This window comes from Kineococcus sp. NBC_00420 (assembly GCF_036021035.1).
GTDB lineage: Bacteria > Actinomycetota > Actinomycetes > Actinomycetales > Kineococcaceae > Kineococcus.
In genome coordinates, this window is the sequence record NZ_CP107930.1 from 4,010,615 (window position 1) to 4,024,102 (window position 13,488).

Genomic DNA, 13,488 nt, shown 5'->3' on the forward strand with positions numbered 1-13,488 from the left:
CTGCGAACGGTGGACGGCCGGGTCAGGCCGTCTGGGGCGTGAGCGCCCCGCCCCGGGCCAGGGTGGCGATCCGCTGGGAGGCCAGGCCGTCGCCGTAGGGGCTGGGGGTCGCCGCCAGGCGGGCCAGCACCTGCGGGGAGGACATCCGCTCGGCGTGCTCGACGAGGTGCTCGGGCTCGCTCAGCACGGAGAACCCCGCGGCCACCGACTCGGGACGTTCGGTGCTGGTCCGGACGACCACGAGCGGCTTCTTCAGGACCGTGACCTCCTCCTGCAGCCCGCCGGAGTCGGACACCAGCAGCGACGCGCTGCGGGTGAAGGCCAGGAAGGTCCGGTAGTCCACCGGGGGCAGCACCTGCACCGCGGCCGGGACCGCCGTGCCCCAGGTGGCCAGCGCCTTGCGGGTCCTGGGGTGCAGCGGCAGGGCCACGGGGGAGCCGAGACGACCCAGCCCGTCGAGCAGTGCGCCCAGCCGCGCCGGGTCGTCGGTGTTCTCCGGACGGTGCACCGTGGCCAGCACGAACCGTTCCGGGAGCCCGTGCGCGGCGAGCAGGCGGGCACCTTCCGCCTCGTCCGGGAGCAGGTTCGCGACCGCCTCCACGATGGGGTTGCCGGTCACGAAGACGGCCTCGGCGGGCACGGCGCCGTCGAGGAGGTTGCGTGCGTTCTCCGGGGTGGCGGCGCAGTGCACGTCGGCGAGCGCCGACACCAGCAGGCGGTTCGTCTCCTCCGGCATCGCCCGGTCGTGGCTGCGCAACCCCGCCTCGACGTGCACGACCGGGATCCCGAGGTAGTGCCCGGCCTGCGCACCGGCGTTGGTCGTGTTCGTGTCGCCCTGGACGACGACGGCTCGCGGACGGCTGCGGGTGAAGAGCTGCGAGAGCTGATCCACCATCGTGGCGACCTGCTGGGCGCGGGTGCCGCCGCCGACGCCGGCGAGCGTCGGGGCCGTGACGGGCAGGCCGCAGGAGCGGAACACCGCGTCGGTGAGCTCGGCGTCGTAGTGCTGTCCGGTGAAGACCGGGTGCCCGTCCGCCCCGAGCGCGAGCAGGACGGGGGCCAGCTTGATGATCTCGGGACGGGTGCCGAAGACGACGGCGACCTTCCCGGTGAGGTTCTCAGCCACGGCTCCCGCTCCTCGCGCTCAGGGCGTGCAGGACGGGACGGCGGAAGCGCCAGCCGAGCACGGCGAGCGCCGCGGCGCTCAACGGTGCGGCGGGTCCGGGGAGGGCGTTGGTGGGGACGGTCTTCGCGTTGGCGCCGCAGGTGACGGTGCCGACGTTGACGGCGGCGACGGTCCCGCTCAGGAGGTTGATGGTGAGGGCGGTGGCCTGGACGCTGCCGGGGCCGGCGGGGGTGCTCGTGGCCCGCAGTCCCAGCTGGGCGGCGCCCGGCACGACGACACCGGAGTTCTCGGCGGGGGAGCTGTTCAGGACGATCGTCGGGATCCCGGCGACGAACACCTTGGCGTTGGTCAGCTTGACGGTGTTCGTCGTGGTGCCGGCGGACGCGGCGGTGCAGGACGCGAGGATCGCGTCGGCCTTGATGACCGTCCCGGCGACCAGGGTGATCTGCACCCCGCTGGAGCCCCCGCCGGTGACGGCGCAGGTCCCGTCGGCACCCACGGTGATGACGCCACCCGCACCGACGAGTCCGGCGCAGGCGGCGGAGGAGCCGTCGGCGCGGGCCACGGCCGTCTGCACCAGGGTGCCGGCGGTGATGCCGCCCTGACCGCCCAGCAGGGACAGCGCCGGGGTCTGCGCGGTCGTCTGCGTCGCGCCGGACCCGGGGTTCGAGGCGGACACCGTGTTCGAGGTGACGGCCGAGACGCCGAGGACGCCGACGGTCACCGCGTTGGCGGTGGCCACCGAGGTGTCGGCCGCGGCGGACCCCGCGCTCACCAACCCCAGTGCGGCGGCTCCGGCGACGCCCGCGGTGAGCAGGCGTCCCCAGTGACGGGGTTTCGTGTTCTCGTCCATGGTCCTGCTCCTCAGCTGCTCGGGAGGGGTGAGGGGATCGGGGTGTTCGCGACGGGCCGGTCGTGGGTCCGGGCGGTCTTGTGCCACTCGGTGTGGCCCTTGAGGACGCGGAACAGCGCGCGCCAGGCGCAGATCTGCAGCAGGTAGCCGTAGCCGATGTTGGCCACGGCCATCCACAGCGCCCCGCGCCGGGTGACGAACGTCCCGCAGTGGCTGCGGTAGAAGAACCCCCACAGGGCGTGGGGCAGCACCCCGAAGAGCAGGCCCAGCGGGATGAGGCCCCAGGCCCCGGCCAGCAACCACCGGTCGGCGCCCTGGGGGTCGCTGAAGGCGTAGTAGAGGGTGACGATCGAGGTCAGCGGGAACACGACGCTGCCGAAGACCTGGGAGAACGGGACCCACATGTAGTGCGCGATCTCCAGGGCGCCGGAGATGGAGATGCGCTCGGAGTTCAGGACGCGCCACAGGTAGCGCAGGCACTGGATGTTGCCCTGCGACCAGCGGGTGCGCTGGCGCAGCAGGGGTCCCACCTCGCTCAGGCCGTCCTGGGCGACGAACGTGTCGTGGCAGTACTCGGTGCGGTGCCCGGCCAGCAGGACGTGCAGACCGAGTTCGAAGTCCTCCAGCAGGGCTCCGTGCCACGGCGTGCCGTTGTCGCGGGCGACGTCGTCGAGGGCGGTGAGGCGGGTGAACTGCCCGTTGCCGCCCATCGCGACGCTGCCGGTGCGCCGGCGCAGGAACTGCATCGCCGCGATGGGGCCGGCGAACTCCAGGTCCTGCAGGCGCACGAGGACGTGGTCACCCCGGGTGCGGGCCCGGGAACCGACGAGGCGGTCCAGGTCGGTCCCGACGAGGGCGTCGACGTCCTCGGTGATGCGGACCTGGACCTGCACCGCCCCCACCGTCGGGTCCCCGAACAGCGTCGGGCCGGCGACGACGTCGGGGCAGAACTGCTCCAGGCGCCCGTCCGCGTCCACGACACCGACGACCACGCGGGAACGGTCGCCGTCTGCGGGAACTTCCGCGCAGATCCGCCGGTAGGCGTCGTTGAGGGCTTCGCCCTTGCCCTTGCGGGCCTCCGGGGGGCGGCGGCTGACGACGCGGACCTTCTCGTGCCGGGTCGCCAGCCAGGTGATCAGCTCGTGGGTGTGGTCGCGGGAGTCGTCGTCGATGCACCACACGGTCGCCTCGGGGAAGTTGTCCAGCAGGTGCTGGACGGTGCCCACGATGACCGTCTCCTCGTCCAGGCAGGGGATGAGGATGTGCCAGTCGAAGTCCGCGCGGTCACCGAGTTCCACCTCGCGGTTGCGCAGGAAGGGGCGCAGGACGGTGATGACGTAGCTGAGGAACAGCACGCACAGCACGAAGGCGGCGGTGTTCAGCAGGGCCAGGCCGAGGTGGACGCTATCCACGGCGCACCACCCGCGAGCCCCGGGTCAGCAGGACCAGGAAGGTCAGGCCGCCGGCGACGACGCCCACGGTGCTGACGATCGATCCGGCCAGGACGTGGGTGACCCCGTAGCCCTGCTCCACGCCCCAGAGGTGCATCCCGGTGGCGATGGTCAGCAGCCGCAGCTGGTTGACCGCGGCCACCACCAGGGCGGCGACGCCCAGGGCGCCCAGGGTGACGACGGCCGGCATCCGCCGCACCGGCAGGAGCATGGCCGAGACGAGCACGAACGGCACGAGCAGCACCACGGCGCTGCACCCGATGGTCACGGTGTGCCCGACGAGCAGCCCGTCGATCCGGTAGAGGGCGTTGTCGTCCACGCAGCGGGCGTCGGGACCCCACGTGCTGCGGACCAGCAACGCCGAGACGCACGCCTCGGTGTGCCGGACGGCGCGGTCGTGGGCCAGCAGCACCACGGTGGCCACCAGCAGCCCGAGGGTGAGGACGCAGCGCACCGGGCCGATCTCGTGCAGGACGCCGGCGAGCCGCACGGTGCGGGGCACGGGCGCGGCGGCGCTCACGCGGGGCCCCCGTCGCGGCGGGCGCGGTAGAGGCGCTGCTCGGCCAGGGTCCACACCGCGCTGAGGTCGCGGGCCTCCCCGGAGGCCGCCCAGGCGGTGGTGGCGTCGAACCCGGCGGCCCGCAGGTGCGCGGCCACCACGCGCCCGACCGCGTCGACCTCCTCGGACTCCGCGTCGGGCAGGATCGCGCCGAACTGACGGGCGGTGAGCCGGGAGACGGTCGCGTCGGGCAGCGCCCGCACGACGGTCTCGGTGGCCTTCTGGAGGCGCCGGGAGGAGCGGACCCGGCCCAGGTCGACCACGAGGAGGGCGACCGGGACGGCGCGTTCCACGCTGCGCCGGTCCTCCTGCTGCAGCAGCGCGCCCCAGCCGACTCGGCTGGACAGCTCCGTCACCCGGTCGGCGGCGTCGACGCGCACCGAGCGCCGCTCCGTCTCGCGCTGGGTGTCGTCCGCGGCGACCTCGGCGGCCAGGGCCTGCGCGAGCAGCTCGGCGAAGGCCCCCATGAGGCTCTCCACCGCCGGCCCCACGGCCACGTCGGGGCGGGAGCTCCACCCGGCCATCGTCCCGAGCAGGCGACCGTGGTCGTCGCGCAGCGCGGTGCCGGCGTAGGCGGTCATCCGCAGCGCGATCGCCGCGGGGGCCCGCACGTAGTTGGGCACGAGGGTGATGTCGGGGGCGACCGCCGGCCCGAGGCCGTTGACCATGCGCCGGCACACCGTGTCCGACCAGGGGACGCGGTGTCCGACGTGCACGCCGGTCGCCTCGCCGGACACCGCCAGCGGCAGCACCGCCGGCCCGTCCAGGCGCCCGAGGTACCACGTGTCGAGGCCGGTGCTCCCCGCGAGGGCCTCCACCACCTGTCGTGCGCTGCGGCGCAGCGACGTCCCGGTCGCGGTGCCGGTCGCACGGGGGCGGGGTCGGGTGCGGAGCACCGACGTCCCCGGTGCCGGGACCGCGGCGCGGCTTGCCAGTTCGACCATGCTCACGGAGGAGGCATCGGCCCACGGGGAGGGGATCCTGATGCTCCGAACGTGTAGTAGAAGTTCCCCGGGCAGGTGTTAGAAGAAGGAGTGCAGGGCCACCGTGGGAATGCCGATGGGATGGGGTGACCGACACCTCCGCAGGGACCAGCGGGTCCCGCCGTCGCCTCCTGGTCCACCGCGCCGCCGTGCTCGGCCTCCCCCTCGCGCTGCTCGGCGGCGGGATCGGGGCGAGTGCCGTCGTGAGCGGGGTGCTGCAGCGGTCGGGGGCGGAGCACGCTCGTCTCGCCACGGACGCGGCCGCCGCCGAGGAGGCCGCCGCCCTGGGCGACGCGGTCCGCACCTACACCAGCACGCTGGAGTCGCTGGCGACCGTCGTGGGCGACCAGCCGGCGCTCACCGACGACGACTTCCAGGACCTCACCGCCACGATGACCTCGCTGCCCGGGGTGGCCAACCTGACCTACACCGTTCCCGTCGCCGACGACCCGCAGGCCGTGGTCCGGGCGCAGCAGGAGCTGCGGGCCCAGCTCGGGACGCAGCTCAGCCTCAAACCCCAGCCCACCACGATCGGTGAGCACCTCTTCGTCGTCAGCTACCGCGCGGTCGACGTCGTCGGTTCGGCCCTCGGCGCCGACGCGGCCGCGGTCCCGCAGATCGCGGTCGCGGCGACCGAGGCCCGCGACAGCGGTCGGGTCACCGTGACGGCCCCCTACGTCCTCCTCGCCGACCGCGTCCTCCCGGTCGAGCAGCAGCAGCAGTCCGTCCTCTTCGTGGCCCCCGTCGTCGGCGGTCCCGGCCAGGCCGACCGGGGCGTCTTCCGCGGCTGGGTCTCCGCCTCCTTCCGCACCGGCACCGTCCTGCGGTCCACCGCCGACCGGCACACCGCCGACCAGTCGGGTTCCCTGGGGGCGAATCTGACGCTGTGGGACACCACCGACGCGGCCGGCCCGCAGCGGCTCGCCACCGTCGATCCCGGGACCGCACTGGCGGACGTCTCCTCCGGTGCCGACGTCATCGCCGCCTCCCGCCGCTGGCGGTTGCAGGTGACCCCCACCGGGCGCGCCTACGCCGAGGAACTCGGCCACGCCCCGTCCGTCGCCTTCACCGCGGGCAGCACCGCGTCGTTGCTGCTGGCGGCCTTGCTGTTCTCGGTGACCTCCGGTCGCGAACGCGCCCGGCGCCGGGTCGAGCAGGCCACCGCGCAGCTCGCCGACGAGGTCGTCTCCCGCCGCCACAGCGAGGAGTCCCTGCGCACCCGCGAGTCGGAGCTGGGCGCCTACACGACCGTCGTCGCGGACCGGTTGCGCCTGCCCCTGGCGCGGCTGACCGCTCTGGCCGCCGCCTCGCGCGAGACGGAGACGTGGACGGCCGCCGACTGGCAGGACCGCCTCGACGCCGTCGACCACCGCCTCGACCGGGCCCGCCGGCTCGTGGACGACCTGCTCCTGTACGCCCAGGTCAGCGAGACGGCGCTCACCGAACGCGCCGTCGACCTCTTCGCCACCGCGACGCTGGTCGCCGACGAGCAGGAGGCCCTCACCGCCCACCTGCCCGAGGACCTGCGACCGCGGATCGAGGTCGGGCCGCTGCCGGAGGTGGTCGGGGAACCCTGGCTGCTGCACCAGCTGCTCGCCCGCCTGGTGGACAACGCGGTCGTCCACGCCCCCGCCGGGCAGGCCGCCGTGGTCACCCTCGGCGCCGAGCTGACCGGTTCGCGGTTCCGCGGGGAGGTGTGGCGCATCGAGGTCCGGGACCGGGGCCTGGGCGTGCCCCTCGAGCAGCGCGCCGGCGTCTTCGAGCCCTTCGCGGGGGAGGACGCCGACGTCGAGCTCGGCGGCAACCACCTCAGCCTCGCCATCTGCCGCCGCATCGCGCTGCGCCTGGGCGGGGACATCGGCGTGGAGGACGACCCGCGCGGGGGCAGCGTCTTCTGGTTCACGCTGCCGGTGCGCAGCACGGCCGGGGTCCTCACGGCCCCGGTCGCGGCTCCCTCGACGGCGGTCCCCGCGCTCGGCTGAGCGTCCGCGGGCCGGGCGCGTACTCTGGGGGGAGCTCCGGCGTCCGGTGATGCCGAGTGGCCCAGAGGGGCCGCGCCGGGAGACCGTCACAGACCGCACGAGAGGACAACCATGTCTTTCGAGTACCAGGTCCGGGACCTTTCCCTGGCCGAAGCCGGACGCCACGAGCTGCGTCTGGCCGAGCACGAGATGCCCGGGCTCATGGCGCTGCGCGCCGAGTTCGGCGAGGCCCAGCCACTGGCCGGCGCCCGCATCGCAGGGTCCCTGCACATGACGGTGCAGACCGCCGTCCTCATCGAGACCCTCGTCGCCCTCGGCGCCGAGGTCCGCTGGGCCAGCTGCAACATCTTCTCCACCCAGGACCAGGCCGCCTCGGCGATCGTCGTGGGCGCGGGCACCGTCGAGGAGCCCGCCGGCGTCCCCGTCTTCGCCTGGAAGGGGGAGACCCTCGAGGAGTACTGGGCGCTCGCCGACCGGATCTTCGACTGGGGCACCGACGCCGAGGGCCACCGCATCGGCCCGAACATGATCCTCGACGACGGTGGCGACGCCACCATGCTCGTCCTCGAGGGCAAGCGCTTCGAGGCCGCCGGGGCCGTCCCCGCGACGACCGAGGAGGACTCCGAGGAGTACGCGGTCGTCCTCGAACTGCTCCGCAAGAGCATCGCCGAGGACCCCGAGCGCTGGACCCGCATCGCGGCCCAGATCCAGGGCGTCACCGAGGAGACGACCACCGGGGTGCACCGCCTCGCGGAGTACTTCCGCAACGGCGTGCTGCCCTTCCCGGCGATCAACGTCAACGACTCGGTGACGAAGTCGAAGTTCGACAACAAGTACGGCACCCGCCACTCGCTGATCGACGGCATCAACCGCGGGACCGACATCCTCATCGGCGGCAAGACGGCCGTCGTGTTCGGCTACGGCGACGTCGGCAAGGGTTCCGCGGAATCCCTGCGCGGCCAGGGTGCGCGCGTCGTCGTCACCGAGGTCGACCCCATCAACGCCCTGCAGGCCGCGATGGACGGGTTCCAGGTCGTCCGCCTCGAGGACGTCGTCGAGACCGCCGACATCTTCATCACCGCGACGGGCAACAAGGACGTCATCATGGCGGCCGACATCGCGAAGATGAAGCACCAGGCCCTCGTCGGCAACATCGGTCACTTCGACAACGAGATCGACATCGCCGGTCTGGCGAAGATCCCCGGGGTCGAGAAGATCGAGATCAAGCCGCAGGTCCACGAGTGGCGCATCCCCGCGAGCGGAGACGTTGCCGCGCACAGCATCATCATGCTGTCCGAGGGGCGCCTGCTGAACCTCGGCAACGCGACGGGGCACCCCAGCTTCGTGATGTCGAACTCGTTCACCAACCAGGTCCTCGGCCAGATCGAGGTCTTCACCAAGCCCGCGGAGTACCCCGTCGGCGTCCACCGCCTGCCGAAGCACCTCGACGAGAAGGTCGCGCGCCTGCACCTCGACGCGCTCGGCGTGCACCTGACGGAACTCACGAAGTCGCAGGCCGAGTACCTCGGCGTCGACGTCGAGGGTCCGTACAAGTCCGACCACTACCGGTACTGAGTCCTCACCGCCGGTGTGACGCCCGGCACCCCTCGTGGGGTGCCGGGCGTTCTCAGTCCCCGGGGGCCCGCTCGGTCAAGGTGGGGAACACGTGTCCCGGGTCCTCGCCCTGTTCCAGCACCCGGCCGGCGGGGCCGAGACCGACGATGAGCGGGTCGGGGGTCCCCACGACGTCGAGGTCCTTGTCGTCGTAGGGGAGCATCGCCAGGACGTGGCGCATCGCCTCGATCCGGGCCCGCTTCTTGTCGTTGCTGCGGATCGTCGTCCAGGGCGCATCGGCGGTGTCGGTGTAGAAGAACATCGCCTCCTTGGCCTCGGTGTAGTCGTCCCAGCGGTCGAGCGACTGCAGGTCCATGTCGGAGAGCTTCCAGCGCCGCACCGGGTCCTCGGCGCGCGACGCGAACCGGGTCCGCTGTTCGGCCCGGGAGACGGAGAACCACATCTTCACCAGCCGGATGCCGCTGCGGACCCACATCCGCTCCAGCTCCGGCACCTGGCGCATGAACTCCAGGTACTCGGTGGGGGAGGCGAAACCCATCACCCGCTCCACCCCGGCCCGGTTGTACCAGGACCGGTCGAACAGGACGATCTCCCCGCCCACCGGCAGGTGCTGGACGTAGCGCTGGAAGTACCACTGCGTGCGCTCGCGGTCCGTCGGCTTCTCGAGGGCGACGACCCGCGCACCGCGCGGGTTGAGGTTCTCGGTGAACCGCTTGATCGTCCCCCCCTTGCCGGCCGCGTCGCGCCCCTCGAAGAGCAGGACGACCTTCTCCTCGCGCGCCTTGACCCAGCTCTGCAGCTTCAGCAGCTCGATCTGCAGGCCCTGCTTGAGCTTCTCGTACTCCTTGCGGGACATCTTCTCCTCGTAGGGGTAGCCCTCCCGCCAGGTCTCGTCGCCGCCGTCGGCGCTCCCGACCGCCTCTTCCACCTCGTGGTCCTTCACCTCGCGGACGTGCCCCGCGAGCGCCCCGGTGAAACATCCCGGTGCGCGCGAGCGCGCGAGCGCTGGTGGACTGGTGGGGTGAGCCACGTCGTCGCACCGGTCCGGTCGGCGCTCTTCGGCGACTCCCCGCCGTCGTCGTGGTGGGCGCCCACGACCTGACGCACTTCGTGCCGGTCCCGGAGGTCGTCGCGCACCTCGCCGCCGACCCGTCGATGTTCTCCGCGGACCGCTTCCACCCCTCCGCGGCCGGCTACCGCGCGATCGCCGCCGCGCTCGCCCCGGTGCTGCGCACGGCCGCGCGTGCCCTCCGGCAGGCCCCCTGAGATCCTGGCGGGGTGAACCTGGAGGACGCCGCGTCGTGGGCCACCATCGCCGGGGGAGTCGCGGTGCTCGCGGCGTTCCTGCGCGGGTGCGTCCTCGTGGCGATGAAGTACCACGCCCGGGAGGTCCGCCGGTGGGAACGGACCGAGGCGGGGCTGGACTCGGGGAGGTTGCGCTGGTGGAACGGGGTCCGGGCCCGGTGGCGACTGCTCTGGGCGAAGGGCCGGTTGCGCACCCGCCGGGAGGAGCAGGACTAGATCGACTCGCGGGACCCCGGTTTCTGCCCGACGATCTCGAGGTGGACAACAGCACCCCCTACCCCCTCGGCGTGACGATCCGCCAGGACGGGTTGAACGTCGCCCTGTACTCCGAGACCGCCGAGGCGGTCGACGTCGCCGTCTTCGGCGAGGACGGCGCCGAGACCCGTCACCGGCTGGCGCAGCGCACCGGTCACGTCTTCCACGGCGTCGTCCCCGGCGGCGCCGGCACCCGCTACGGGTTCCGCGTGCACGGCGAGTGGGAACCCGCGGAGGGCCTGCGGCACAACGCCGCGAAACTCCTGCTGGACCCCTACACCCGGGCGGTCGAGGGCCAGTGGGGCGCCGGCGAGGAGACCTTCGGGCACACCTTCGCCGACCCCGAGCAGCGCAACGACGCCGACTCCGCCCCGTCGGTGCCGCGTTCCGTCGTCGTCGACCCGTCCTTCGACTGGTCCGGGGACACCGCTCCGCGCACCCCGCTGGCCGACACCGTCGTCTACGAGGTCCACGTCAAGGGTTTCACCCAGCAGCACCCCGACGTGCCCGAGGAGATCCGCGGCACCTACGCCGGCCTCGCGCACCCGGCCGCGATCGAGCACCTCACCGACCTCGGTGTGACGGCCGTCGAACTGCTGCCCGTGCACCAGTTCGTCCAGGACTCCCACCTGGCCGAGAAGGGCCTGCGCAACTACTGGGGCTACAACTCGATCGGGTTCTTCGCCCCGCACAACGAGTACAGCGCGGCCGGCGACGGCGGTGGCCAGGTGCGCGAGTTCCAGGAGATGCTGAAGGCCCTGCACGCCGCGGGTCTCGAGGTCATCCTCGACGTCGTCTACAACCACACGGCCGAGGGCAACCACATGGGCCCGACGCTCTCCCTCAAGGGCATCGACAACGGCTCCTACTACCGCGTGGTCGAGGAGGAGCCGGAGAACTACTTCGACACCACCGGCACCGGCAACAGCCTCAACGTCTCCCACCCCGCGGCGCTGCAGCTGATCCTCGACTCGCTGCGCTACTGGGTGACCGAGATGCACGTCGACGGGTTCCGGTTCGACCTCGCGACGACGCTCACCCGGCAGTGGGGCGACGCGCACGTCCACTCCGCGTTCCTCGACATCGTGCACCAGGACCCGGTGCTGGCCGGGGTGAAGCTCATCGCCGAACCGTGGGACACCGCCGGGTACCAGGTCGGAGGGTTCCCGGCGCGCTGGTCGGAGTGGAACGGGAAGTACCGCGACGACGTCCGCGACTTCTGGCGCGGGCAGAGCACGCTCGGGGACTTCACGAAGCGTCTCACGGGCAGCCCCGACGTCTACGAGGCCGACCGCCGCTCCCCGCTGTGCAGCGTCAACTTCCTCACCGCCCACGACGGGTTCACCCTCGCCGACCTCACCGCCTACGACGAGAAGCGCAACGAGGCCAACGGCGAGGACAGCAAGGACGGCGAGAGCGACAACCGCTCCTGGAACTGCGGCGCCGAGGGCCCGACCGACGACGAGACCGTCAACGCGTTGCGCGACCGCCAGCGCCGCAACCTGCTGACCACCCTGCTGCTCTCGGCCGGGGTGCCCATGATCCTGGGCGGGGACGAGATGGCCCGCACCCAGAACGGCAACAACAACGCCTACTGCCAGGACGACGAGATCTCCTGGTTCGACTGGGAGAACGCCGACCGCGAGCTGCTGGCGTTCACCCGCGACCTGCTGACGCTGCGTCGGGAGACCTCCGCGCTGCGCGGGGCCTGGTACCGCGGCGACGGTCTCGATGGTTCGCCCGACGCGGTGCTCTCGCTGCGCGCCGACGGTGAACCCATGACGCAGGCGGAGTGGGACGACGGCAACGCCCGGGCCTACGCCGTGCAGTTCAAGGCCGAGGGGTCGCCCACGGTCCTGCTGCTCGTCAACGGGGCCACCAACCCCGTCGAGTTCACCGTCCCGAAGCCGCCCGCCGGTCCCTGGAAGCTCGCCGTGTCCTCCGACCCGCAGCAGGACGTCGGCCGTGAGGTCGAGACCCTGCTCGTGGGGGAGTGGTCGACGACGGTCCTGCGTTCGGCCTGAAACTCCTGGCGTGACCTCTCACCCGGCGCGATGATCGCCGGGTGAGAGTTCACCGCTGGCCACCCGCCGTCGAACCCGACGAGCTCGGGGCGATCGTCCACGGCCCGGTGGTCCTGGCCCGCTCGCCGGGGGTCGTGGCGGCCCTGCGGTGCGTCTTCGCGCACACGGGCGGGTTGTCGTTGCCCTTCGTGCTGCGCGCCGAAGGGGTGCAGGCGGAGGCGGCGAACCGGCAGAGCACGAGTCACCGGCTCGCTCTGGAGGACATCGGTCCGGGGACGTTCTCCGAACCCCGGGTCGTCGTCCGGGTCGGGGAGGCCGAGGGACTGGCGGACGCCTCCCAGGCCACCTCGTCGGGAGGCGATGACGCCTACGACCTCGACGCCAACTTCTGGATCGACGCGCTCCCCACCGACGGCCGGATCGTCGTCACCGTGAGCTGGGTGCAGGCCGGGCTCGGGGAGTCCCGGACCGAGCTCCGGCTCCGGCCGTGGACCGGGGACGACGTCCTGCGGTTGCTCTAGGCCCGCCCGATCGTCCGTTCGAGTTCTCGGGTCCGCGCCTCGCGACGTTGCATCCGCTCGAAGTCGCGGTCGCGACGTTCGACGAGGACGGCCACGAGGAAGCGTTCCGGGTCGGCCTGCGCGGGCGGGGCGGGGTTCACGAACGGGATCAGCGCCCCGGCGAGCTGGAGGCCCAGCGCGGTCCGCGAAGCGGGGTTGAGGGTGGCCGTGCGGGCGAGGAACTGCCGGGCCGCCGTCGTGGTGTCGAGCGGGAGCCGGCCGATGTCGGCGGTGCGGGCCCAGCCCGCCAGTTCCGGCGGCATCGGCGGCAGCGGGACGTGGCGGGCGGAACTGCGTTCGCGCACGACGTAGGTCCCGGCCAGCAGGTCGCCGACCCGCTTGCCCCGCTGGGTGATCAGCGAGCAGATGATCGCCGGGCTGCCCGCCAGGCTCCAGAGTTCGAAGAGCCCCAGGACGGCGCGCACGAGGGAGTGCCGGAAGCGCACCGGGCCGCCGTCGTCGCGCACGACGCGGACGCCCATGACGAGCTTGCCCACCGTGCGCCCGCGGGTCGCGGTCTCGACCGCGACGGGGATGCCGACGAAGCAGAGCACCGTCTCGGCCAGCGTGATCGCCGCGGAGGCGGCCTCGTCGGTGTCGGAGAGCAGCGCCGACGTCCCCCACAGCAGCGCGCCGAAGACGAGGCCGACGATCACGGCGTCCAGCAGCGCGGAGAGCATCCGGGACGCGAACGACGCCGCGCGCAGGCCGAGGACGACGGCCTCACCGGTGACGATCTCGCCGACGGGTTCCCCGACCGGGCCAGCAGCACTCACCACCCCACCGTATCCGGGCGGCCCGACCCGGGTGCACGA

13 protein-coding genes are annotated in these 13,488 nt (G+C 72.7%); 6 read left to right on the forward strand and 7 right to left on the reverse strand.

What is annotated here, in order from left to right; all coding sequences use genetic code 11:
• Positions 1-22: 22 nt before the first annotated feature.
• Genes wecB through OG218_RS19815 form a run of 5 tightly spaced genes read right to left on the reverse strand, consistent with a single transcriptional unit; the run spans position 23 to position 4,939 of the window.
• Entirely contained in the window at positions 23-1,126 is a 1,104-nt protein-coding gene (wecB, locus tag OG218_RS19795) for a non-hydrolyzing UDP-N-acetylglucosamine 2-epimerase (protein ID WP_328294942.1), read from the reverse strand.
• A complete protein-coding gene (locus OG218_RS19800) occupies positions 1,119-1,979 on the reverse strand; it encodes a hypothetical protein (RefSeq protein ID WP_328294943.1) in 861 nt (286 codons plus the stop codon). Before OG218_RS19800 ends, wecB begins: the two co-directional genes overlap by 8 nt.
• Positions 1,980-1,990: 11 nt before the next feature.
• Positions 1,991-3,391, reverse strand: coding sequence for a glycosyltransferase family 2 protein (locus OG218_RS19805; RefSeq protein WP_328294944.1), 1,401 nt, complete (start codon positions 3,389-3,391; stop codon positions 1,991-1,993).
• Positions 3,384-3,950, reverse strand: a complete 567-nt coding sequence (locus OG218_RS19810; RefSeq protein WP_328294945.1) for a hypothetical protein — start codon at positions 3,948-3,950, stop codon at positions 3,384-3,386. Before OG218_RS19810 ends, OG218_RS19805 begins: the two co-directional genes overlap by 8 nt.
• Positions 3,947-4,939: a hypothetical protein gene (locus OG218_RS19815; RefSeq protein ID WP_328294946.1), complete on the reverse strand. Its 993-nt coding sequence runs from the start codon at positions 4,937-4,939 to the stop codon at positions 3,947-3,949. Before OG218_RS19815 ends, OG218_RS19810 begins: the two co-directional genes overlap by 4 nt.
• Positions 4,940-5,058: 119 nt before the next feature.
• Between OG218_RS19815 and OG218_RS19820 the strand changes: the two genes are divergently transcribed.
• Both OG218_RS19820 and ahcY read left to right on the forward strand, forming a co-directional pair.
• The gene (locus OG218_RS19820; RefSeq protein WP_328294947.1) at positions 5,059-6,954 is read left to right on the forward strand and encodes an ATP-binding protein; all 1,896 of its coding nucleotides are present in this window, start codon (positions 5,059-5,061) and stop codon (positions 6,952-6,954) included.
• A 111-nt stretch (positions 6,955-7,065) separates the two neighbouring features.
• Positions 7,066-8,529, forward strand: coding sequence for an adenosylhomocysteinase (ahcY, locus tag OG218_RS19825; protein ID WP_328294948.1), 1,464 nt, complete (start codon positions 7,066-7,068; stop codon positions 8,527-8,529).
• A gap of 52 nt (positions 8,530-8,581) precedes the next feature.
• On the opposite strand, the gene ppk2 is transcribed toward ahcY, so the two are convergent.
• Complete coding sequence (ppk2, locus tag OG218_RS19830) at positions 8,582-9,472, reverse strand: polyphosphate kinase 2 (RefSeq protein ID WP_442906407.1); 891 nt, start codon at positions 9,470-9,472, stop codon at positions 8,582-8,584.
• Between the two features lie 41 nt (positions 9,473-9,513).
• On the opposite strand from ppk2, the gene OG218_RS19835 reads away from it, so the two are divergent.
• From OG218_RS19835 to OG218_RS19850, 4 genes are read left to right on the forward strand one after another with little or no spacing between them, the layout of a single operon-like run.
• Entirely contained in the window at positions 9,514-9,795 is a 282-nt protein-coding gene (locus tag OG218_RS19835) for a hypothetical protein (RefSeq protein WP_328294950.1), read from the forward strand.
• 12 nt (positions 9,796-9,807) lie between these two features.
• On the forward strand, positions 9,808-10,050 hold the full coding sequence (locus tag OG218_RS19840) for a hypothetical protein (RefSeq protein ID WP_328294951.1): 243 nt from the start codon (positions 9,808-9,810) through the stop codon (positions 10,048-10,050).
• A 41-nt stretch (positions 10,051-10,091) separates the two neighbouring features.
• A complete protein-coding gene (glgX, locus tag OG218_RS19845; protein WP_328294952.1) occupies positions 10,092-12,113 on the forward strand; it encodes a glycogen debranching protein GlgX in 2,022 nt (673 codons plus the stop codon).
• A 41-nt stretch (positions 12,114-12,154) separates the two neighbouring features.
• Positions 12,155-12,634 (forward strand): hypothetical protein, encoded by a 480-nt coding sequence (locus tag OG218_RS19850; protein ID WP_328294953.1) that lies wholly within the window; start codon positions 12,155-12,157, stop codon positions 12,632-12,634.
• On the opposite strand, the gene OG218_RS19855 is transcribed toward OG218_RS19850, so the two are convergent.
• Positions 12,631-13,449, reverse strand: coding sequence for an RDD family protein (locus OG218_RS19855; RefSeq protein ID WP_328294954.1), 819 nt, complete (start codon positions 13,447-13,449; stop codon positions 12,631-12,633). The genes OG218_RS19850 and OG218_RS19855 overlap by 4 nt on opposite strands.
• Between the last annotated feature and the right edge of the window lie 39 nt (positions 13,450-13,488).

Coding starts and splice junctions, on each gene's coding strand:
- OG218_RS19800 (WP_328294943.1), bottom strand. CDS start 1,979: ATGGACGAGAACACGAAACCCCGTCACTGGGGACGCCTGCTCACCGCG.
- ahcY (WP_328294948.1), top strand. CDS start 7,066: ATGTCTTTCGAGTACCAGGTCCGGGACCTTTCCCTGGCCGAAGCCGGA.